The organism is Pseudomonas agarici, assembly GCF_900109755.1.
Classification (GTDB): Bacteria; Pseudomonadota; Gammaproteobacteria; order Pseudomonadales; family Pseudomonadaceae; genus Aquipseudomonas; species Aquipseudomonas agarici.
Genome location: NZ_FOAR01000020.1, coordinates 86,424 through 108,302, shown reverse-complemented (window position 1 = coordinate 108,302; position 21,879 = coordinate 86,424). Strand labels below are relative to the sequence as shown.

Sequence of the window (21,879 nt, the reverse complement as noted above, 5' to 3'; positions counted from 1 at the left end):
CTGGGCTTGAGTTTTTTCCAATTCGCTCAGCAACCCATCGGCCTGCATTTGCTGCACGGCAGGCTCGGTACTCAACAACAGCCCGGCACCCGCGCGCACGGCACCTTGGGCCTGGGTGTGCAGCTCCGAGCCGTAACCCCGATCGGCCAGACGTTGATTGTCCTGGGTTTGTTTGAGGTGCCCCAGGCTCAGGCCGCTGTGCTGGTCAGTGGTGTAGAGTTCGAGACGGCTTTGCCCGGGACTGTCGTCGAACTGCAAGTGGCGATAGCCGCCGTTGCCCGTGCGGCTGCTGGACAGGTCTTGGGTTTTCCAGCCGCTGAGGACCCCGGCGTGCTGATTGCCCGGAAACCACGCCGGAGCATTGCCGGTGCAACCTGAAGGACCACCCCCCACCTGGTTATGGGCGGCATTGTCCCAGCCTTGACCGTTGTACAGCGCGCCAATCACCACTGGGCGGTCGATGTCGCCTTCGAGGAAGTCGACCAAGACTTCCTGACCCACCCGAGGGATCCAGACGCTGCCCCAGTTGCTGCCGGCCTGTGTCGCGGCCACGTGGACCCAGGTGCCGATGCGAGCGTCCCCTGGCGCATTGTCAGTGCCACGGGGATGGGGTTCGAGACTGGAGCCACGCGTCCCCCGCTGCCAATGGAATTGCACTTTGATGCGATGGTCGCGATCCGTCAGCAGTGGGTCGCCATCGCCGATCACCAGGGCGCTTTGCGAACCCTGGACGGTGGGGCGCGGGTGCAGGCGGCGACCATGGCCGTCGCGGGTTTGCGGACGGTAGGTCTGACGGGCGGGAATCAGGTTGAACTGGTTGACGTACAGCGCATCGATGGCGTCCGGCGGTGGCCCCAGGGCCGCCAACACCGCCGCTTGCAGTTGGGCATCGAGGTTATTGCGTGCCTGGTGACGCACTCGCAGACAGAGCATGGCTTCATCTGCCGCCACGCTGGCATTGCCCTTCAGGCATAGCCGTGAACCGGGGGCCAGACGCCGCCAGGTGCCCCGGCTGTGCACCTGCTGGCGTGTTACGTGGAGCGCATCCAGGTGTTGATGCGCCAGCCGTTCGCCTTGTGCCCACGTGTTCCAAGCGTAAAGCCCGACACTGTCATGATCCTCACAGCCTTTGATACCATCGTGGCTGTCGGCCCGCGCCGACAGGCATTGATGGCTGCGATAGTCCCAGCTTTGGCGTGTGACGCGGCTCACCACCCAATGGTGTTCTTCTTCCCACTGTTGAATGCCATCTTCGTTGGCGGTCACATCGCTGCGCTGAAAGGGCACAGTGGCCGGCGCCTGGGGTGCCAGCCTGAAGTTGCTGTCGCTCAATACCAGGGTGTGGCACCCCAGGCTCGGGGAGCGGGGATCGCCTTGGTGTTCAAAGCGGTAGGCGATGCCTTCCTCGGCCAGCAGGCGCTGGACGAAGTCGAAATCGGTTTCCTGGTATTGCGTGGTCAGGCTGCGCTGGCGGTATCGGCCCCGATCCTCCAGCTCCCAACGCCAGTGCGGATGAATCACGCCTCGGTGGTAGAAGCCAAAGATCTGATCGCAGATCTGCACCACGCTCATGTCGTGAAAGGCGTAGCTGTCTTGCCGATAACGCAACAGGCCCAGCCACGGCTCGATGCGCAACTGGTAACGGGCCAGCCCGCCATTGCTACCCACTCGCGTGTAGTGGCTGACATGCCCATGAAAGGGGCGTAACTCGCTACGCGAGTCCGCGCACTGCATCTGCAGCAGGACCTGCGCGCCCACCAGTTGTTCCAGGGGTAAGCGCCCATCCGAGGATAAAGCACTCAGTTCCAGGCAGTAGCCGCCTTGATCCAGCGCTTCCCAGCCGTCGAGGTATTCGGCGATGAATACGTTCTCGCCCAAGGGTGTGTGCAGGCGCAGGAGGCGGTTCTGTTGGGAAAACGCTTTGTTCAATAAGATGGAGGACATCCCTTGGCTCCTGGATTTCAACGGAGCCCAGAGAGTAAAGACAGAATGGCAACCAAGTCTGTCGGAAATGTCCTCGCTGCGAGGGGGTTATTTCTCCATAGGGGGTATTCCCGGTCGGATCGCTCAATAACCTATGGGGAGCTATCGTACAGTTGGGCGGTACTCTCGGTGAATTGGGAGGCGACGATGAAGCGTGGATTGACGCCCTTGCCTAGTCCTAAAATAGGTTTACATCTGTTTCAAAACTAGACAAGGGCCGAGGTTTACGGATAGAAAGAAAATTTTGCAGGCCAAAATGATCAACTGAACTTGACCTGACCTGACCGTCGCGACCAAAAATCCGATAACTGTCAAATCAAGTTTGAGCTTCTACAATTTGATTGCACCAGTTCGATAACGACATTTCGCTTTCCCTCGCGCCGGGCAATGCCCCGCATCTCAATTCCTTCAAATACAAAGGAATATTCCTACAGCATGATCAGGTCAGGTCTCCGACCGGAAAGCCGATGAGAGGACATCGCCCCACGCATATACGCGCAGGGCATGGCCACTTATCCGCCAGGCAGGAGACGGATCATGTTCCCTTGGTTTACTCACGCTTTAATCAATCGCAGTGTCCGCTTCAAACTGTCCCTGGGTTTCGGCCTCGTGCTGCTGTTGACACTCGTCATCACCGCCACCGGCTGGTACGCCCTGCGACACACCATCGAACATTCGCAACAACTGTCGATCATTGCCCGACTCAGTCATATCACCCAGGATATGCGCGCTGACCGCATGACCTTTCGGGTCCTCAACGACATGCATAGCCATGACAATGTCAGGCGCCAGCTATCCGAGACCGACCAGTATCTGGGTGCGTTGCGTGAGCGCATCGAGGAGCCTGTCTATCGGGATCTGCTGGAAAAACAGCACGCCAGCCTCGTCGCCTTCCAAAACGCCCTCGATGATCTCAGCCAGACGGTCGACGTTCGCGAACGATTGCGGGTGCGGCTATTCGCTGGCCTGGAGCAGGCCCAGCTCGCCGTGGCGACGACCCAGGCGAGTGTCCTCGTGGCCAGTGGGATCTTCGCCACCGGCGCACAATGGCGTGAGCCGATCGAGGGCCTCGAACAACTGCGCCAACAGATCGACCACGGCCACCACCGCGTGGAAGCCCCGGCTTACACCTTTGCCTCGCCGCAAAGCTACGCAGAACAGGCACTCCAGGCCATCGAGCGATTCGACGAGATTCTGGGTCAGGTCAGGCAACACTTTGCCAGCCTGCCCTCGACGGTCAGCGACGACCTATCCGCCACCGTCGGTGCATTGACGACTTACCGCGCCAGCCTCATGCAATTTCGCGACGTACAGACGCAAACCGCAACGTTGCATAACCGCATGGAAATCCTTGGAAAAGCCCTGCTCGACGGCATTGACGCCTTGAGCCTGGGCCAGACAGAAAAACGCGACCGCGACACGCGTCATTCGAACAGGGTGCTGGTCGGTGTTGCCGCGCTCGCCCTGGTGATTGGCGCGTTATCCGCCTGGATCATCAGCACGCAGATCCTGGTGCCCCTCAAGCGCAGCCTCAAGGTCGCCGAGTACATGGCCGCGGGCGACCTGAGCCGCGATATCCGGGTCGAACGTGGCGATGAAATGGGTCAATTGCAGCAGGCTCTACACGGCATGAACCAGGGCCTGCGCAATCTGGTGGGCGGCATCGGCCAGGGCACGGCCCGCGTTGCCGAGGCCGCCCACCAGTTGTCCGGCAGTACCGAACAGACCAACACTCGCATTGGCAGGCAGCGTGACGAAATCGATCAGATCGCCACGGCCATGAAGCAGATGGCCGCGACCACACGCGAAGTCGCACAACATGCCGAAGCTGCGTCTCAGGCCGCCAGCCAGGCCGAGCAACAGGCCCAGGAAGGCGACCGGGCGGTGGCCGAAACGATTGTCCATATCGAACAGCTTGAACAGGAAATGCGCCAGTGCACCGAGGCCATGGGCTCGCTCAAACAGCAAAGCGAGAAGATCGGCGGTGTGCTGGACGTGATCAAGTCGGTATCGCTGCAAACCAATCTGCTGGCACTCAATGCCACGATCGAAGCAGCCCTGGCCGGCGAGGCCGGGCGCGGTTTTGCGGTGGTCGCCGACGAAGTGCGCAGCCTGGCGCAACGCACCCAGGACTCCACCGAGGAGATCGAAAGCCTGGTCAGCGCCTTGCAAAACGGTACCCAGCAAGTGGCACAACGCCTGGACAAAAGCCGCGGCCTGACCCGCACCAGTGTCGAGTCAAGTCGACACAGCGGCAGCAAGCTGGAAGGGATTAGCCAGAGCGTATCGCAGATCCTCGGGATGAACGAGCAGATTGCCGCCGCCGGCGAACAACAACGCGTCGTCGCCGAACAAATCAGTCGCAATGTGCTGCACGTGCGGGACATCTCACAGCAGACCGCAAGCACCTGCGAGCAGACCACCGCCGCGAGCCTGCAACTGAGCCAGTTGGGCGTTCAGTTGCAGCACCTGGTGGAGCGTTTCAAGGTCTGAGCCGCTCGCCCCAGCAACGACAGTGCCTCAGTCGATTTCGGCCAGCCAGGCGGTTTCCTTGAACCACTTGTCATGGATGCGATCATAGGTGCCGTCTTCGGCGATCTGGTGGAGGAAGTGGTTGATCCAGTTCAGGCTATCGTGGTCGCCCTTCTTCAATCCGAAGGCCAGGGGCTCATAGGTAAAGGGCTGCTCCAGACAGAGCAATTTGCCCTGGCCCAGCTTGTTCACCGCCACCAGGTTGTAGGGCGCATCATGGATAAAGGCATCGGCCTTGCCGTTGATCACGTCCTGTACACCCTCCTCCTCGGTGGCATAGCTGACCAACTGGGCATTGCCGATCATTCTTCTGGCGACTATTTCACCGGTAGTGCCGGCCTTGACCCGGATACGGTAGCCGGACTCGTTCAGGTCCTCGAAGCTCTGGACCTTGTCCGCCAAGCCCAACGGAATCAATAGCGTCTGCCCGACCACGATAAAGGGATCGCTGAAATTCAGGCGCAGGTTGCGCTCCTGGGTCAGGGTCATGCCGCTGGCGACCAGGTCGGTCTTGCCCGCCAGCAGATCAGGGATCAGTTGTGGGTAGCTGCTGGGCAGCAACTCCAGCTTCACCCCCAGGGACTTGCTCATCTCATGCAACAGGTCGATTTCAAAGCCCACGATCCGGCCCAGCTTGTCAGTCATCTGGAAAGGCATATAGGTCGGATTGGTGCCGACCTTGAGGCTTCCCCGCTTGACCGCCTCTTCGATGGCCCCCGCCTGGAGCCAGCAGGCGTGGAAGAGTGTGGCAGCGCCCAGCAAGAGTATCGACAGATACCTTTTCGTCATGAAGATTCCTTGGTCCATTTCCCGATGATGCCAGCAGCTTTTGGCGCGCTGTGCGAAGCCACAGTCACCAGCAAGCCTGGTCGGCACGATTTCGGGGCGCGATCCTAACGTACTCGATCACGCTGCCATACGGCATCGGGTGGCTCTTTTGTTACCAAATGACAATAGATGCGGCGAGGTACTGGAGGGGAAATGCGCTGTAACGATGAAACCTCCCCCCCGAGCTGACGGCTCGGGGGGGAGGTTTCAGGCAGGTTGACTGACCACGGCGGCAGGTTGCAACGGCAACAGCGGCGCATGGGGATCGGCATTGATCGAATCACGCCAAGCCGTCAGCCACTCGGCATGACCGTCACCCCAGACCTGCGCATGCAGGCGGGCCAGGGCGACCGGATCGCTCAGCAATTGCAGGCGAGCATGATTGTCCAGTGCCGCCGGACCGACCTTCAACGCGTGCCGCACGCGCTCCACCCGCAGCCATTCGATGGGCTCGGCCTGACCGTGGCGGGCAGTGGCCAGGGCACAGGCCAGGGCATTCTGCTGTGGATCGACCACAGCCCGGACGAAACCGTCGTTCAGCGCGTGCCAACGGTTCTCATGGGTGTATTCATCGGTTGCCAACAGCGCCTGGGGCGGATTGTATTCCTCGGGGATGAGGAACAGGCTCTCATCTTTCGAACGCAGACCCAGGTTGACCCGACTGGAGATCACCGAAACCGGGATCGACAGCATCAGCGAACCGACGATTGGCACCAGCCACCAAAGGAAGCTCGGGTTGAGCCAGATCACCAGCAAGGCCCAGAATGCCCCCAGCAAGGTTTGCGGACCATGGCGGCGGACCGCCTCGCTCCAAGGCGTCGAATCGTCGTCACGCTGCGGCGAGTTCCAGGTCGCTGCCCAACCGAGAAATGCGGCCAACACGAAGCGGGTATGGAAAATCATCCGCACCGGCGCCAGCAGCATGGAGAACAGCATCTCCAGCAGCATCGACAGAGTCACTTTGAACTTGCCACCGAACTCTTTCGCGCCCTTGGCCCAAATCAGGATGATGCTCAACAGCTTAGGCAGGAACAGCAACACGATAGTGGTGGAGAACAGCGCCACTGCCTTGTCCGGATGCCACTGCGGCCACAACGGATAAAGCTGGCGCGGCTCCATGAAGTACTGCGGCTCCATCAAGGTGTTGACCGCCAGCAGAGCCGTCGACAACACCAGGAAGAAGAACCACAGCGGCGCCGACAGGTAGGACATCACCCCGGTAAGGAATACCGCACGGTGTACCGGATGCATGCCCTTGACCAGAAACAGCCGGAAATTCATCAGGTTGCCGTGGCACCAACGGCGGTCGCGCTTGAGCTCGTCCAGCAGGTTCGGCGGCAACTCTTCATAGCTGCCGGGCAGGTCATAGGCAATCCACACGCCCCAGCCGGCACGGCGCATCAGCGCGGCTTCGACGAAGTCGTGGGAGAGAATCGCCCCGGCGAACGCGCCTTTGCCGGGCAACGGCGCCAGGGCGCAGTGCTCGATAAACGGCTTCATACGGATGATCGCGTTGTGGCCCCAGTAGTGAGACTCGCCCAACTGCCAGAAATGCAGGCCGGCGGTGAACAATGGGCCATAGACACGGGTCGCGAACTGCTGCATGCGTGCATAGAGGGTATCCATGCCCGACGCCCGCGGCGCGGTCTGGATGATTCCGGCGTCCGGCGTGGCCTCCATCAGGCGCACCAGGCTGGTCAGGCATTCGCCACTCATGACGCTGTCGGCGTCGAGCACCACCATGTATTTGTAATCGCCCCCCCAACGACGACAGAAGTCGTCGAGGTTGCCGCTCTTGCGTTTTACCCGGCGACGGCGACGACGGTAGAAGATCCGACCGAAGCCCGAGGCCTCACGGCAAACATCCAGCCAGGCCTGTTGCTCGGCGACGCAGATATCGGTGTCGTTACTGTCGCTCAGGACAAAGAAGTCGAAGCGATCCAGGTCACCGGTGGCCGCGACCGATTCGAAGGTTGCCCGCAGGCCGGCAAAGACCCGTGGCACGTCCTCGTTGCAGATCGGCATGACGATGGCAGTGCGCGCATCCTGGGCAATCGGCTCGCTGCCGGCGCTGGCACCCGAAATACGATACTTGTCGTGCCCTGTCAGGAGTTCGAGGAAGCCCATCAAGGCAGTCCAGAAACCGGCCGAGACCCAGCAGAACAGGATGCCGAATAGCACCAGGATGCTGGTCTGCAGAGCATACGGCAGCACTTGCTGGGCGGTCTGTAGCAGCGGCTGGCGCATCACCTCGGAGGGGTCGAAGAACGACCAACCCTGGTAAGGCATGATGCCTTTCATGTACCAGCCAGCGATGACGGTCTGGCCAAGCATCAGCACCAGCAGGATATAACGGCGGATCGAACCCACGGTGCGCCAGCGCGCATGAGGCAGGTCGCGCTTGTCATCCTTGGGCGGTGGCGGGTTGCCGCGCCCGGTCAGGAGACGCCAGCCGCGCACCAGGATATTGGTTCGCCAGGGCTCGGGCACGACTCGGGTACGTCGAATCGGTGGCGTCGCCTTGAGGCACACCCGGCCACTGGCGTCGACCGCGAGCATCTCGGCGTCTTCCAGCTCAGCAGCCGAATTGAGGGTCAGGCGACGCCCCACCGAGGCTTGCGCAGCTTCGGCGGAGTCGACGGACGGATGGGCACTGAGGCGCTCATGCAGCTCGGCGAACGAAGCACAGCTCGCCAGCTCGGCGCGCTGCTCGGTGCTCAACGGCAGGTGCGCCAGATACTCGGCGAGAGTCTCTGGCTGGGTAATTGAATTACTCATCGGCGGGCAACTGATAGCTCCAGGTCTCGGTCAAAACTTGTTCAGTCTTCACCGGCTCCGGGTGGGTAGGAACAGCCTCGGGAGCCGGCGCCGGGGCATCATGCTCTTTCTTGGCCTTGGCCTTGTCTTTCTCCGGGACCTTGGCCGCACCTTTCTCCTGAGTCTTGGCCACAATCTTGTCGGTCTTGGCTACCTGGGGCTCGACCGTGGCCGGCTCAGGCGCAACGATATCCTTGACCAAGGTGGCGCGCATCTCGGTGGTCTTGCTCGGGTCCTTGATCTTCAGGCGCAGCGTCAGGCGCCAGCCCTGGGTCTCGGGGTTGTAGCGCAGGTTGTTTTCCACCACTTCGGCGTTATCGCCGACGCTGATCTGGCTGCGTACCGGGGCATCTTCCGGCAAGGCCTTGAGGGCAGGCCCTTCGAAGTCCACCAGATAGGCGACGCTGCCGTCTGGCTGACGGATCAGGTTCGACTGCTTGACGTCACCGGTGGACTTCAGGGTCTGCTTGACCCAGGCGCTGTCTGGCGAATGCAGGGCGGCTTCATCCTGGGTCCAGTGTATGTGGTAGGCGAAGTTCATCGCCTCACCTGGCTGGGCGAGCTTTTCCGGGTTCCAGAAAGCCACGATGTTGTCGTTGGTTTCGTCGGCAGTCGGAATTTCCACCAGATCGACGGTGCCCTTGCCCCAATCGCCCTTCGGCTCGATCCAGGCACTTGGGCGCTTGTCGTAGCGATCGTCGAGGTCTTCGTAGTGGCTGAAGTCGCGACCCCGTTGCAACAGGCCGAAACCACGCGGGTTCTCCACGGAGAAGTTGCTCACTGCCAGGTGTTTCGGGTTGTTCAGCGGGCGCCAGAGCCATTCGCCATTGCCGGCATGGATCGACAGGCCGCTGGAGTCGTGCAACTCGCGACGGTAGTTGAGGACTTTCGACGGCTGGTTGGCGCCGAACAGGAACATGCTGGTCAGCGGAGCCACGCCCAGCTTGCCGACCTTGTCGCGCAGGAACATCTGCGCCTTCACGTCGACGATGGTATCGCTGCCCGGACGCAGGGTCAGTCGATAGGCGCCCGTGGCCCGTGGCGAGTCGAGCAAAGCAAAGATTACCAGGTGCTTGTCGGTCGGCTGGGGCCGCTGCACCCAGAATTCGGTGAAGCGCGGGAACTCTTCGCCGGACGGCAATGCGGTATCGATTGCCATGCCACGAGCGGATAAGCCATAGGTATGGCCCTTGCCGACGACGCGGAAGTAACTCGCGCCCAGCATGGTCATGATTTCGTCTTGCTTGTCGGCCTTGTTGATCGGGTAAAGCACGCGGAAACCGGCATAACCCAATTGTTCGGTGGTTTTAGGATCGAACTTCAGGTCGCCGAAATCGAAACGGCTCGGATCGTATTTGATCTCCGAGACATCCTTGGCGGTGATTTCGTTGATTTTCACCGGCGTGTCGAAATGCATGCCCTGATGATAGAACGACAACTTGAACGGCGTCTTCTGATCGGCCCATTCGGCCTTGTCGGTCAGGAAGCGGATTTTTTGATAGTCCGCAAACTTCATCTCACGAAATTCGTTCGGCAGATTGCTGCGCCCAGCTTCGTATTTCTGCCCGGCCAGGGTCTTCGCCTTGGCCGCCACATCGTCCAAATTGAATGCAAAGAGTTGGCCGGCACCGAGCAGGCAAAGCAGTGCGGAGCCCGTCACCAATGCTTTTCGTAACCCTTTGGCAGTCAATTTTGGTGCATTACAGGGACTAACAATCACGAGCAACCCTCGCCGAAAACAGATCAAAAAACCAACGGCTAGACCAAGTAACCTGCGTGATCCGTTGGGATGGCTTATTTCAGCGCCACAAATCCAGATACTACGTTGCGACGCCTTGCCATAGCCGGCTATGACTCGTCGCAGCGCTTTGTCTCTGGCCTCCCGGCATCAGAAATAATGCCAGCCAAACCAACCGTACAGGCCACCCATGCCAGGTTGGCGAGCATTGTTCCGACTCCCCTGGGACAAAATGATTCCCCAAACGGTGTCGGACAAGTCTCTACCCAAGTCAAAATGGACCAACGAACGCCGATCCCCATAGCGCGCGATTATCTAGTAGGCCGCGTGACAACGCATCAGGCGAAACAAAGTATTTATCGGCAAATCCCCCTGTTTTCAGCCCGATATGTCGTTTTTGCTGCTTTCAGGTCTGTAACAGGAATGTTACCGGGCCATCATTGACCAGATGCACCTGCATATCCGCCCCGAAACGCCCCGTCGCCACTTGGCCATGCCAACGTCGCGCCTGTGCCACTACATAGTCGAAGAGCGCCTCGGCGACCGCTGGCGGCGCCGCCGTGGAGAAGCTCGGGCGTAATCCGCTCTGGGTATCGGCGGCCAGGGTAAACTGCGACACCAGCAGCAAACCGCCACCGATATCCGCCAGGGACAGGTTCATCTTGCCCTGAGGATCGCTGAACACCCGATAGTTCAGTAGCTTCTTCAGAAGTTTGTCGGCACAGGCCAAAGTGTCGTCAGGTTCCACGGCCAATAGCACCAGCAACCCCTGGTCGATGGCGCCGATCACTTCCCCCGCGACCTCGACCCGTGCCCCACTGACACGTTGTAGCAGGCCCTTCATGCTTCTTCAGGAGGCAGATCGAGCAGACGCCGCGCCATCTGGTCGGCGGCGCGCACCAGCGCATCGGTAATACCCGGCTCCGACGCCGCGTGCCCGGCATCGCGAATCACCTGCAACTCGCTATTGGGCCAGGCCTGGTGCAATTCCCAGGCATTGTCCAGCGGACAAATCACATCGTAGCGACCATGCACGATCACGCCCGGCAAATGGGCGATCTTGTCCATGTCGCGGATCAGTTGGTTGGGTTCCAGGAACGCATTGTTGGTGAAGTAATGACACTCAATCCGGGCAATCGACAAGGCTCGCTGCGGCTCGGAGAAGCGATCGACCACCAACGGATTGGGGCGCAGGGTCGCGGTGCGGCCTTCCCAAAGTGACCAAGCCTTGGCCGCATGCATCTGGGCGATCTGGTCGTTGCCGGTCAGGCGTCTGTGGAAGGCGCTCAGCAGGTCGCCGCGCTCCTCCACGGGGATCGGTGCCAGGTAATCCTGCCAATAGTCCGGGAACAGGCGACTGGCGCCAGCCTGGTAGAACCACTCGATTTCCTGCGGGCGGCAAAGAAAGATGCCCCGCAGGATCAGGCCATGAACCCGCTCCGGGTGAGTCTGAGCATAGGCCAGAGCCAGGGTCGAACCCCAGGAGCCGCCGAACACCACCCACTTGTCGATGCCCAGGTACTCGCGAATCCGCTCCAGGTCTGCCACCAGGTCCCAGGTGGTGTTGTTTTCCAGACTGGCGTGCGGCGTCGAACGACCGCAGCCGCGCTGGTCGAAGGTAATGACGCGGTACAGGTTCGGATCGAAATAACGACGGCTCTGGGCATCACAGCCGGCACCCGGACCACCGTGAATGAACACCACGGGCAAGCCCTCGGGCGAGCCGCTTTCGTCGACGTACAACACATGCGGCTCATCCACGGCCAGATCATGCCGGGCGTAGGGTTTGATCTGTGGGTACAAAGTCTGCATTACGCGCTCCGTAAGGGTCGAGGTCATCCCTGAGGGGGACTTCTGTTATTCTGCCGTCCGGCATCATAAACCCGAATTGCCGAAACGGCATGTTCTTGTCAAAAGCGCTCGCGCGCGCTGCGGCCCTGGCGTCCACGGTTTGGCCAACGCTTAAATCAGTTCAATAAACGCTTTAATTCGCAGGATAAAACCAAGCGGCAGGAGCGGCTCCACAGGGCTAGCAGCACCAGGTATGCAGGGGAATTCGGAGTGTGTCAGTACCGCTGGCCCGATCTGCTTTCCTACCTGGGAAAAGCCGTTATCGTCGCCGATAACGGAATTTTTATCCGCGAAGAGGCCCTGACAGACGCAGCAGCAGCCGAATCAGTCAACGCCCGTAATGCTCACGTCCCCAGGCCAGCAATCCTTGCATCAGTTCCTTGAGCACGACTCGCGTCGGTTCGGCCAGGTCGTCACGGTAGTTGAACGGTTCGAACTCTTCCATATAGGTACACTGGCACAGCTCCAGTTGCACCGCATGGATATGCTCGGCTGGGTTGCCGTAGTGGCGAGTGATGTGACCGCCCTTGAAGCGCCCGTTCAGCACATGGCTATAGTTCGGCTGCCTGGCACAGATCGCTTCCAACCGCGATGCCAGCTGCGGATCGCAGGCCGCGCCGTTGAACGTACCGAGGTTGAAGTCCGGCAATTTGCCCTCGAACAGGCGTGGAATCACGGAGCGGATCGAGTGCGCATCGAACAGCAGTGCATAGCCGAACTCGGCCTTGAGCTGCGCCAGCTCCGCTTGCAGGGCCTGATGATACGGCGTCCACACCTGCTCCAGATAGCTCGCCCGCTCTTCGGCGGACGGTACTTGGCCGTCCCGGAACAGCGCTACACCGTCGAACAGCGTCGCCGGGTAGAGGCCGGTGGTGGCACCGACATACAGGGGTTTGTCGTCGGATGGACGGTTGAGGTCGATGACAAACCGCGAATATTCTCCAGCCAGGGTGCTGGCGCCCAGTTCCGTGGCGAAGTCATAGAGCCGCGGAATGTGCCAATCGGTATCCGGCAGGCTGCGGGCCTCGGGAATCAGCCCGTCCCGGACCGCCGGGGTCAGTTTCAACCCGGCGTGGGGCATGCTGATCAGCAATGGCACGCGGCCTTGTTTGAAGCTCAGGACGTTATCCACCATCATTCTCCTAGTTCAGTGCCGTGGCGCACCACGCGCTTGTTCAGCTCACCGCCCAGCCAGTAGGCCAGGTCCGCCGGACGCTCGATCTGCCAGGCGACAAAATCCGCCACCTTGCCGATCTCCAGGGAACCGTGACTGTCCCCCATGCCCAGCGCCGTGGCGGCGTGCAGGGTGACACCGGCCAAGGCCTCTTCCGGCGTCATGCGAAACAGTGTGCAGGCCATGTTCAACATCAGGCGCAACGACAGGGCCGGTGAAGTCCCTGGATTGAGGTCGCTGGCAACGGCAATCTTCACCCCGTGCTTGCGCAGTACATCCATCGGCGGCAATTGGGTTTCGCGCAAGAAATAGAAGGCACCGGGCAACAACACCGCCACCGTACCAGCGGCTGCCATGGCAATGGCATCCTCTTCGGTCATGAACTCCAGGTGATCCGCCGACAGCGCTTGATAGCGCGCCGCCAGGCTCGAACCGTGCAGCGACGACAATTGCTCGGCGTGCAGTTTCACCGGCAGGCCCAGTTGTCGTGCAACCTTGAACACCCGCTCGACCTGGGCCGGGGAAAACGCCAGGTACTCACAGAACGCATCGACCGCATCCACCAGGCCTTCGGCGGCCAGGGCCGGAAGCATCTCGTTGCAGATATGCTCGATGTAGTCATCGGCACGGCCCGTATATTCGGGCGGTAGTGCGTGGGCAGCCAGGCAAGTGCCGCGCACGCTGATCGGCAGTTCGGCGCCGAGACGGCGGATGACCTTGAGCATCTTGCGTTCGTTGTCCAGGTCCAGGCCATAACCGGACTTGATCTCCACACTGGTCACGCCGTCGCGCAGCAGGCAGATCAGACGCTGCCGGGCACTGGCGAACAGTTCGTCCTCACCGGCGGCGCGGGTGGCCCGCACGGTGCTGGCGATACCGCCACCGGCGGCGGCGATCTCGGCGTAGCTCACCCCTTGCAGGCGCTGCTCGAACTCACCACTGCGGTTACCACCGAACACCGCGTGGGTATGGCAATCGATCAACCCCGGTGTCACCCAGGCCCCTTCCAAGTCGTTGACCCGTGGATAGTCCGCCGCCGGCAGTTCGGCACGCGGGCCGATCCACTCGATCTTCGACGCCAGGGTCACGATGGCGGCATCCTCAATGATCGAGTAGCTGCCTTGCGCCATGCTTGCAACGTGACAGTTCTGCCAAAGGGTTTTCATTCGGAGCCTCCATGGGCTATCGATGCGACGAGGAAGGCGCTTGAACCACCAGGGCGGCCGCTGGCCTGACCCAGATCAGGTAGGCCAGCACCAACAGGCCGATCCAGACCGCGCCGACGATCAGCGCCGGACGACTGTCCGGGAACCAGCCCAGCACGCCGAAGATAAAGACCATGAAGGCGATGGCCGCCATGGGTGCATAAGGCCAAAATGGCACGGGAAACTTCAGTTGGGCCGCTTCTTCACGGCTCATCGAGCGGCGCATGGCGACCTGGGTGATCAGGATCATGATCCACACCCAGACGGTGGCGAAGGTCGCGATCGAAGCGATCAGCAGGAACACGTTTTCCGGAATCAGGTAGTTCAGGACCACGCCACCCAACAGGGCTGCGCCCATGACCACCACGGTCATCCACGGCACACCGGCCCGGGACAGCCGGGCAAAGGCCTTCGGTGCCTGCCCTTGCTGGGCCAGGCCATACATCATGCGCCCGGCACCGAAAATATCGCTATTGATCGCCGACACGGCCGCCGAGATCACCACGATATTGAGGAGGGTCGCCGCCGAGCCAATGCCCAGGTTCTGGAAGATCTGCACGAACGGGCTGCCCTGGCTGCCGATCTGCGGCCACGGGTAGATGGACATCAGCACGAACAGAGTCAGCACGTAGAACAGCAGGATACGCACCGGCACCGCATTGATCGCCTTGGGGATCACCCGCTGCGGGTCCTCGGCTTCGCCGGCGGTGACACCGATGATCTCGATACCGCCGAAGGCAAACATCACCACCGCGAACGAGGCGATCATCCCCGCCGCGCCGTTGGGCATGAAGCCGCCGTGAGTCCAGAGATTGCTGACACCGACTTCAGCGGTCGGCGTGGCCGTGCTGATGCCGAAGAACATAATGCCGAAGCCGCCGAGGATCATCGCGACAATGGCGCCGACCTTGAGTAGCGATAGCCAGAATTCCATCTCACCGAAAACCTTCACCGCGCACAGGTTCAGCGCGCCGATAAAGAACACAATACCCAGGACCCAGACCCAACGGTCGACCTCCGGAAACCAGAAGCCCATATAGATGCCGAAGGCGGTGACGTCGGCCAGGCCGACGATGACCATCTCGAAGGCATAGGTCCAGCCCAGGATAAAGCCGGACATCGGGCCGACGTAGGTACTGGCGTATTGGCCGAAGGAGCCGGACACCGGGTTGTGCACCGCCATTTCACCGAGGGCGCGCATCACCATGAATACCGCCGCGCCACCGATCAGGTAGGCCAACAACACGGCCGGGCCGGCCATCTGAATGGCCGAGGCGGAACCATAGAACAACCCGGTGCCGATGGCGGAACCCAGGGCCATGAAGCGAATATGTCGGGCGCAAAGCCCACGTCTCAAACCTTTGACTGACTGTTGCATAACTCGTCCTTAATTATTCTTATCGGTACAGATCGATGAGAATCAGACTTGTGGCGAAGGTCTTGCGGCCACCCGACCGCAAAAAAGGGTCGCAGAGTACCCAACCCAACCCGCTCAGGCAAAAATCATCTGCCGGGCGGCAGGCCCCCATTTCAATCGGTGGCAGCCGCCAAGTCCGTTCCTGGCAATGCTTACAGGCTAGTGGCCGGTGCTAGGCAGCAACTTCGCCGGGACCAGCGGGGTCAGGCAGCGCGATGCCAGCAGCTCGCTAGCCGCTTCGATATCCGGGGCGAAGAAACGGTCCTTGTCGTAGTAGGCCACTTTTTCACGCAGGGTCGCACGGGCGGTTTCCAGAGCCGGCGAGGTTTTCAGGCCGTTACGCAGGTCCAGGCCCTGACAGGCCGCCAACCATTCGACCGCGAGAATCCCACGGGTGTTCTCGGCCATCTCCCACAGGCGCTTGCCGGCTGCAGGAGCCATCGACACATGGTCCTCCTGGTTGGCGGAAGTCGGCAGGCTGTCAACACTGTGCGGGTGCGCCAGAGCCTTGTTCTCGCTGGCCAGGGCCGCAGCGGTCACTTGGGCAATCATGAAGCCGGAGTTGACGCCGCCATTGGCCACCAGGAACGGCGGCAACTGCGACATGTGCTTGTCCATCATCAACGAAATACGGCGCTCGCTCAGGGAACCGATCTCGGCAATCGCCAGAGCCATGTTATCGGCGGCCATGGCCACCGGTTCGGCGTGGAAATTGCCGCCGGAAATCACATCGCCCTCGGCAGCGAATACCAGCGGGTTGTCCGATACGGCGTTGGCTTCGACCACCAGCACGTCGGCTGCCTGGCGCATCTGGGTCAGGCAGGCGCCCATGACCTGCGGTTGGCAGCGCAGGGAGTACGGGTCCTGGACCTTCTCGCAGTTCTCGTGGGAGCCGGACACTTCGCTGTGCTCGCCCAGCAGGTGACGATAGCTGGCCGCCGCGTCGATCTGGCCGCGCTGGCCACGCGCTGCATGGATTCGGGCGTCGAACGGCGAGCGCGAGCCCAGCACTGCCTCGACCGTAAGGCTACCGGCGACCAGGGCAGCGGCGAACAGATCTTCGCCTTCGAACAGGCCACGCAGGGCAAAGGCAGTGGATACCTGGGTGCCGTTGAGCAACGCCAGGCCTTCTTTAGCGGCCAGAGTCAGCGGTTGCAGGCCGGCCCGCTTCAGCGCGGTCGGTGCGTCCAGCCACTCACCCTGATAGCGGGCCCTGCCTTCGCCCAGCAGCACCAGCGACATATGGGCCAAGGGTGCCAGGTCGCCGGAGGCGCCGACCGAGCCTTTCAACGGAATGTGCGGATAGACCTCGGCATTGATCAGCGCGATTAACGCATCGATCACCTGGCGACGAATCCCGGAGAAGCCCCGGCTCAGGCTGTTGACCTTGAGCACCATGACCAGGCGCACCAGCGCGTCGCTGATCGGCGCGCCGACACCGGCGGCATGGGACAGCACCAGAGAGCGCTGGAGGTTTTCCAAGTCTTCACTGGCGATGCGGGTCGACGCCAGCAGACCGAACCCGGTGTTGATGCCGTAGGCGGTACGGTTTTGCGCAAGGATCTGCTCGACGCAGGCAACGCTTGCCTCGATCTGCGCCGCCGCGCTGTGGTCGAGGGTCAGTTTGACCGGCTGCTGATAGACGGCGCGCAGTTGCGCGAGGGTCAGTTGGCCGGGAATCAGGTTTAACGCAGTCACATTCATGCTCCTTTTGAGAGTTTTATTAACTACCAGTCGCTCCGGAAGCTTCCGTTATCCGTCGCTGTCCGCTTTTTTGAGCGGATGGCGCCTTGGCACGCTGGTTATCGTGGGATCAATGCAGGTTCGTCAACCTGTCGTGCAGAAGCGTGGCGTGCTTGAGAAGCGCTGCCGCGCTGGCGATATCCGGCGCCAGCCAGCGGTCGTGCTCATAGGCCGGTACGTGCTCGCGCAGCAGTTTCCACGCGACGTCGGTGCCAGCGCCGAAGCGCTGCTCCTTGAGGAATTCAAAAGCCTGGCCCGCCAGTAAATACTCGATGGCGAGGATCTGCGTGCAGTTTTCCAAAACCTGATGCAGCTTGAGCGCGGCGTTCGTGCCCAGGCTCAGGTGATCTTCTTGCAGCGCGGAAGTGACATAGTTATCGAGCACTGCCGGCTGCGCCAACTGGCGGTTCTGCGCACAAAGGGAGGCGGCGACGTACTGCACGATCATCATCCCGGAGTTGACTCCCGGCTGGCTGACCAGGAACGCCGGCAGCCCACTGACATGGGGGTTGATCAGGCGGTCGAGGCGACGCTCGGCAATCGAACCGATTTCCGCCATGGCGATCGCCAGCAGATCCGCCGCAAGAGCGACCGACTGCCCGTGGGGATTGGCCTGGGACATCACCCGGAAATTATCCGGAGTGCCCAGCAACAACGGGTTGTCAGTACAACCGTTGAGTTCGATTTCGATCTGCTGGGTAGCATGGACCAGTTGATCGCGGACCGCACCGTGAACCTGTGGGATCGAACGCAGACTCAAGGCGTCCTGGGTGCGAATGCCCTGGCTCGCGGCGATCACTGCGCTGCCGTCAAGCAGCCTGCGCAAGTTGGCGCCGACCTGTTGCATACCGGGATGCGGCTTGAGCGCGATGATTTGTGCGTCGAACGCGGCGATCTGCCCGCGCAGGGCCTCGAAGCTCATGGCCGCGGTCACATCGGCCCACTGCACCAGACGATGCGCGTCGGCCAGCGCCAGGCAACTCAAGCCGCTCATGCACGGTGTGCCGTTGACCAGGCACAGTCCGTCCTTGGCCCCCAACTGCACCGGGAGCAGACCTGCCGTGGCCAGCGCCTGCCGAGCGGCAACGATCTGCCCGCGATAGCTGACCTGGCCGATGCCGAGCAGGGCCACACCGATATGGGCCATATGAGTCAAGTAACCCACCGACCCCTGAGAGGGCACCTGTGGGGTGATGCCGTGATTGAGCAACGCCAGCAGGGCTTCGACCACCTGACGATGCAGGCCGGACTTGCCGTGGCTGTAGTTGATGATGGCGGCGCAGATGATCGCCCGGGTCTGCTCGTCGGCCAACGGCGCGCCGACGCCGCAAGCGTGGCTGAGCAGGGTATTGCGCGACAACTGGCTGAGTTGTTCGCCGCTCAGCGACACATCGGACAGGCCACCGAGGCCGGTATTCACGCCATAGGCCCGCTCACCGCTGACCACGATCCGTTGGACGATGGCCTGGGCGTTGTCGATCCGTGCCCAGGTCTGTGGCGCCAGTTCGAGCCGTGCGCCGTGGCGAGCCACCGCGACCACATCTTGCCAGCGCAAGGGCGCATCGGCGATAACGATTTTTTCAGCCTGGGACATCTGAAGCCTCACACAAATTCCGATGATCAACACCTGTGGCGGTACGGCGTTCCGAGCAGCCCCTCGCCGCCAAAAAACTCACTTCATATCGTTGCAATACGCCGCTGAACAAACCGGTTCACGTACTCATCGGCGGGCGAATGGAGGATTTCCTTCGGCGTGCCGACCTGGATCAGTTTGCCGTCCTTGAGAATCGCGATGCGGTTACCGATACGCACAGCCTCGTCCAAGTCGTGGGTGATGAACACGAGGGTCTTGTGCAGCGACTTCTGCAGTTCCAGTAACTGATCTTGCATCTCGGCGCGGATCAGCGGGTCCAGTGCGCTGAACGCCTCGTCCATCAGGATGATGTCGGTGTCCGCAGCCAATGCCCGGGCCAGGCCGACGCGCTGGCGCATGCCGCCCGACAGTTGGTGCGGATACTTGTTCTCGTAGCCCTTGAGGCCCACGGTGTTGATCCAATGCTGTGAGCGCTCGACGCACAGTTCCTTGCTCTCGCCACGGACCTTGAGGCCATAGGCGACGTTTTCCTGCACGGTCTTGTGGGGCAGCAGGCCGAAGCTCTGGAACACCATGCTGATCTTGTGCCGACGGAATTCGCGCAGGGCTTGCATGTCGTGCTGGAGGATGTCCACGCCGTCCACCAGGATCACGCCGCTGGTCGGATCGATCAGGCGGTTGAAGTGGCGAACCAGGGTCGACTTGCCGGAACCCGACAGGCCCATGATCACGAAGATCTCGCCGGTGCCAATGGTCAGTGACAGGTCGTTGACCCCGACCACGCAACCGGTCTCGGCCAGCACTTGGTCCTTGGTCTTGCCCTGGTGGATCAGGTTCAGCGCATCGCTTGCACGCGTGCCGAAAATCTTGAAGACGTTCTTGACTTCGATCTTGCTGACGATGGAATCAGTCATTTGCTCACCTCATGACGCGCACGACCATAGGCCTGGGTAATGCGGTCAATGACCACGGCAAGAATCACAATGGCCAGCCCCGCTTCGAGACCGCGTCCGACGTTCAGGGTCTGGATCCCGACCAGCACATCCTCGCCCAGACCACGGGCACCGATCATCGAGGCGATCACCACCATCGACAACGCCATCATGGTGGTCTGGTTAATCCCAGCCATAATGCTCGGCAACGCCAACGGCAGTTGCACGCCGAACAGTTGCTGCCAGCGGTTGGCGCCGAAGGCATTGATCGCTTCCATCACCTCGCCATCCACCTGGCGGATACCCAGGTCAGTCAAGCGGATCAGCGGCGGCGCGGCGTAAATCACCGTGGCGAAGATCGCCGGAACCTTGCCCAGGCCGAACAGCATCAGCACCGGGATCAGGTACACGAAGCTGGGCATGGTCTGCATGATATCCAGCAGCGGCATCAGCACCGAACGCAGGCGATTGCTGCGTGCCGACAAAATGCCCAGGGGAATCCCGATCAGCACCGAGATCAGCGTCGCCACCAGCATCAGCGCCAGGGTCTGCATCAGTTTGTCCCACAGGCCGACCGCGCCGACCAGAAACAGCAGGCCGACGATCACCACGGTGGTCACCACCTTGCGGGTGGCATGCCAGGCGATACCGCCGACAATGGCCAGCATCAACCACCAGGGCGCCAGGCGCAGCAGGCCTTCCAGATTGACGATGGCCCACAGCAGAGTGTCGGAGATGTGGCGGAACACATCGCCGTAGTTGGTCACCAGCGAATCAACCCAACCGTTGACCCAGTCGGCGATGGAAAACGTGAAATTCTCGGGAAACATTGCAAACTCTCGATCAAGTGGGTGTAGCGCTCGGACGAAAACCAGTCGAGCGGCGATCAGGCAAGGCAAAAATGGGCGGGGAAACGCAGTTTAGTTCACTCACTGAGCATTACTCACTTCGTTCGCCCGAGCCAATTTTTAACGGTGCATGATCGTCGCGCAGGCCATTTACGTCGGAGCCTGCGAACGTCCCGGCCAGCCTCTCGGTTAGCCGGAAGGTTATTACCTACAGAGCCGCATTGATTTTTCTGGCCGCCTCGGCGCTGACCCAAGCCTGCCAGACCTCAGGGTGTTCCTTGAGAAAGGTTTTCGCCAACTTTGGCGACTCGATCCGCTCCTTGGCCATGCGCCCCAGGTTCTGGTTCAGTAGATCGATCGGCAGATTGGCCTTTTCCAAGACAGCGACCAATTCAGGGGCTTCGTCGTGGAAAGCCTTGGACAGACCGACCTTGATACTCACGCTCTTGTCGACACCCGGTTTCTCTTCCAGCTTGATCAGGTCCACTTGGCCCATCAGCGGCGTCGGCGACCAGTAGTAGAACAGAATCGGTTCGCCGCGCTTGTAGCTCGACAGCACCGCCGCATCCAGCGCCGGCCCGGTGCCAGGTCGGAAGTTGGTGTAAGTGCTTTCCAAGCCGTAGCTTTTCAGCATCTCACTGTTGTCCAGCTCACAGGTCCAGCCGGCTGGGCAGTTATAGAAGCGCCCCTTACTCGGTTCTTCCTGGTCCTTGAACACCGAGGCGTACTGCGCCAGGTCGGAAACCTTCTTCAAGTTGGGAGCCTTGGCCGCGATCTTGCGTTTGGCATCGCCTTCGACCACATAACGCGGCACATACCAGCCCTCGATGGCACCGACCACCGGCGCACCGACACCGACGACCTTCCCGGCTTTCTCAGCCTTGTTCCAGACTTCACTGCGACCGACCCACTCCTCGGCGAAGACCTGGATATCGTTGCTGCTCAGGGCGTTCTCCATGGTGATGGAGTTGCCTGGCAGACTGTCGGTCTTGCAGTCGTAGCCTTTTTCGAGGACAAATTGCAGGACGTCGGTCAGCAACATACCGCTTTCCCAGTTGAGGCCGGCGAACTTCACAGGCTTGCCGGATTCGCACCAGCCAGCGGCCTGGCTGGCACCGGCGGCGGCCAACAGGCCCAGGGATAACGCCGTGGTGAGCAGGGTCTTGGTCATTTTCATTATGTGACGTTCCTCATCATGAAGGGGTTAACGGCAGTCA

General features: G+C 61.1%; 15 protein-coding genes. 1 reads left to right on the top strand and 14 read right to left on the bottom strand.

Going from position 1 to position 21,879, the window contains the following annotated elements:
* Positions 1–1,944, bottom strand: a 1,944-nt coding sequence (locus BMX68_RS18055; RefSeq protein ID WP_074862454.1) for a type VI secretion system Vgr family protein, incomplete at its 3' end; no start/stop codon positions are given.
* A gap of 576 nt (positions 1,945–2,520) precedes the next feature.
* Between BMX68_RS18055 and BMX68_RS18050 the strand changes: the two genes are divergently transcribed.
* Positions 2,521–4,476 carry a methyl-accepting chemotaxis protein gene (locus BMX68_RS18050; RefSeq protein ID WP_017132452.1) on the top strand — a complete coding sequence of 652 codons (1,956 nt, stop codon included), beginning with the start codon at positions 2,521–2,523 and terminating at the stop codon, positions 4,474–4,476.
* 27 nt (positions 4,477–4,503) lie between these two features.
* Here BMX68_RS18050 and BMX68_RS18045 read toward each other — a convergent pair whose 3' ends face one another.
* The 13 genes from BMX68_RS18045 to BMX68_RS17985 all read right to left on the bottom strand — a co-directional run bounded on the left by BMX68_RS18045 (position 4,504) and on the right by BMX68_RS17985 (position 21,839).
* A complete protein-coding gene (locus tag BMX68_RS18045) occupies positions 4,504–5,304 on the bottom strand; it encodes a transporter substrate-binding domain-containing protein (protein WP_017132453.1) in 801 nt (266 codons plus the stop codon).
* Positions 5,305–5,550: 246 nt separating this feature from the next.
* On the bottom strand, positions 5,551–8,121 hold the full coding sequence (gene mdoH, locus BMX68_RS18040) for a glucans biosynthesis glucosyltransferase MdoH (protein WP_017132454.1): 2,571 nt from the start codon (positions 8,119–8,121) through the stop codon (positions 5,551–5,553).
* Entirely contained in the window at positions 8,114–9,880 is a 1,767-nt protein-coding gene (locus tag BMX68_RS18035) for a glucan biosynthesis protein G (protein WP_026013228.1), read from the bottom strand. Before BMX68_RS18035 ends, mdoH begins: the two co-directional genes overlap by 8 nt.
* A 424-nt stretch (positions 9,881–10,304) precedes the next feature.
* A complete protein-coding gene (gene dtd, locus BMX68_RS18030) occupies positions 10,305–10,742 on the bottom strand; it encodes a D-aminoacyl-tRNA deacylase (RefSeq protein WP_017132456.1) in 438 nt (145 codons plus the stop codon).
* Positions 10,739–11,710 carry a prolyl aminopeptidase gene (pip, locus tag BMX68_RS18025; protein ID WP_017132457.1) on the bottom strand — a complete coding sequence of 324 codons (972 nt, stop codon included), beginning with the start codon at positions 11,708–11,710 and terminating at the stop codon, positions 10,739–10,741. The genes dtd and pip overlap by 4 nt, the downstream gene beginning before the upstream one ends.
* Positions 11,711–12,077: 367 nt before the next feature.
* Complete coding sequence (gene hutG, locus BMX68_RS18020; RefSeq protein WP_026013229.1) at positions 12,078–12,881, bottom strand: N-formylglutamate deformylase; 804 nt, start codon at positions 12,879–12,881, stop codon at positions 12,078–12,080.
* A 2-nt stretch (positions 12,882–12,883) separates the two neighbouring features.
* Entirely contained in the window at positions 12,884–14,089 is a 1,206-nt protein-coding gene (hutI, locus tag BMX68_RS18015) for an imidazolonepropionase (RefSeq protein ID WP_017132459.1), read from the bottom strand.
* Positions 14,090–14,105: 16 nt separating this feature from the next.
* Entirely contained in the window at positions 14,106–15,506 is a 1,401-nt protein-coding gene (locus BMX68_RS18010; protein ID WP_026013230.1) for an amino acid permease, read from the bottom strand.
* 198 nt (positions 15,507–15,704) lie between these two features.
* Positions 15,705–17,249 (bottom strand): histidine ammonia-lyase, encoded by a 1,545-nt coding sequence (hutH, locus tag BMX68_RS18005; protein WP_017132461.1) that lies wholly within the window; start codon positions 17,247–17,249, stop codon positions 15,705–15,707.
* 109 nt (positions 17,250–17,358) lie between these two features.
* Positions 17,359–18,882: an HAL/PAL/TAL family ammonia-lyase gene (locus BMX68_RS18000; RefSeq protein WP_017132462.1), complete on the bottom strand. Its 1,524-nt coding sequence runs from the start codon at positions 18,880–18,882 to the stop codon at positions 17,359–17,361.
* Between the two features lie 83 nt (positions 18,883–18,965).
* Positions 18,966–19,796: a quaternary amine ABC transporter ATP-binding protein gene (locus BMX68_RS17995; RefSeq protein ID WP_017132463.1), complete on the bottom strand. Its 831-nt coding sequence runs from the start codon at positions 19,794–19,796 to the stop codon at positions 18,966–18,968.
* The gene (locus BMX68_RS17990; RefSeq protein WP_017132464.1) at positions 19,793–20,644 is read right to left on the bottom strand and encodes an ABC transporter permease; all 852 of its coding nucleotides are present in this window, start codon (positions 20,642–20,644) and stop codon (positions 19,793–19,795) included. Before BMX68_RS17990 ends, BMX68_RS17995 begins: the two co-directional genes overlap by 4 nt.
* 226 nt (positions 20,645–20,870) lie before the next feature.
* Entirely contained in the window at positions 20,871–21,839 is a 969-nt protein-coding gene (locus BMX68_RS17985; protein WP_017132465.1) for an ABC transporter substrate-binding protein, read from the bottom strand.
* Positions 21,840–21,879 lie beyond the last annotated feature (40 nt).

Bases quoted from the DNA above. Each gene is read 5' to 3' on its own strand.
- BMX68_RS18050 (WP_017132452.1), top strand. From the start codon at position 2,521: ATGTTCCCTTGGTTTACTCACGCTTTAATCAATCGCAGTGTCCGCTTC.
- BMX68_RS18045 (WP_017132453.1), bottom strand. From the start codon at position 5,304: ATGACGAAAAGGTATCTGTCGATACTCTTGCTGGGCGCTGCCACACTC.
- mdoH (WP_017132454.1), bottom strand. From the start codon at position 8,121: ATGAGTAATTCAATTACCCAGCCAGAGACTCTCGCCGAGTATCTGGCG.
- dtd (WP_017132456.1), bottom strand. From the start codon at position 10,742: ATGAAGGGCCTGCTACAACGTGTCAGTGGGGCACGGGTCGAGGTCGCG.
- pip (WP_017132457.1), bottom strand. From the start codon at position 11,710: ATGCAGACTTTGTACCCACAGATCAAACCCTACGCCCGGCATGATCTG.
- hutI (WP_017132459.1), bottom strand. From the start codon at position 14,089: ATGAAAACCCTTTGGCAGAACTGTCACGTTGCAAGCATGGCGCAAGGC.
- BMX68_RS18010 (WP_026013230.1), bottom strand. From the start codon at position 15,506: ATGCAACAGTCAGTCAAAGGTTTGAGACGTGGGCTTTGCGCCCGACAT.
- hutH (WP_017132461.1), bottom strand. From the start codon at position 17,249: ATGAATGTGACTGCGTTAAACCTGATTCCCGGCCAACTGACCCTCGCG.
- BMX68_RS18000 (WP_017132462.1), bottom strand. From the start codon at position 18,882: ATGTCCCAGGCTGAAAAAATCGTTATCGCCGATGCGCCCTTGCGCTGG.
- BMX68_RS17995 (WP_017132463.1), bottom strand. From the start codon at position 19,796: ATGACTGATTCCATCGTCAGCAAGATCGAAGTCAAGAACGTCTTCAAG.
- BMX68_RS17990 (WP_017132464.1), bottom strand. From the start codon at position 20,644: ATGTTTCCCGAGAATTTCACGTTTTCCATCGCCGACTGGGTCAACGGT.
- BMX68_RS17985 (WP_017132465.1), bottom strand. From the start codon at position 21,839: ATGAAAATGACCAAGACCCTGCTCACCACGGCGTTATCCCTGGGCCTG.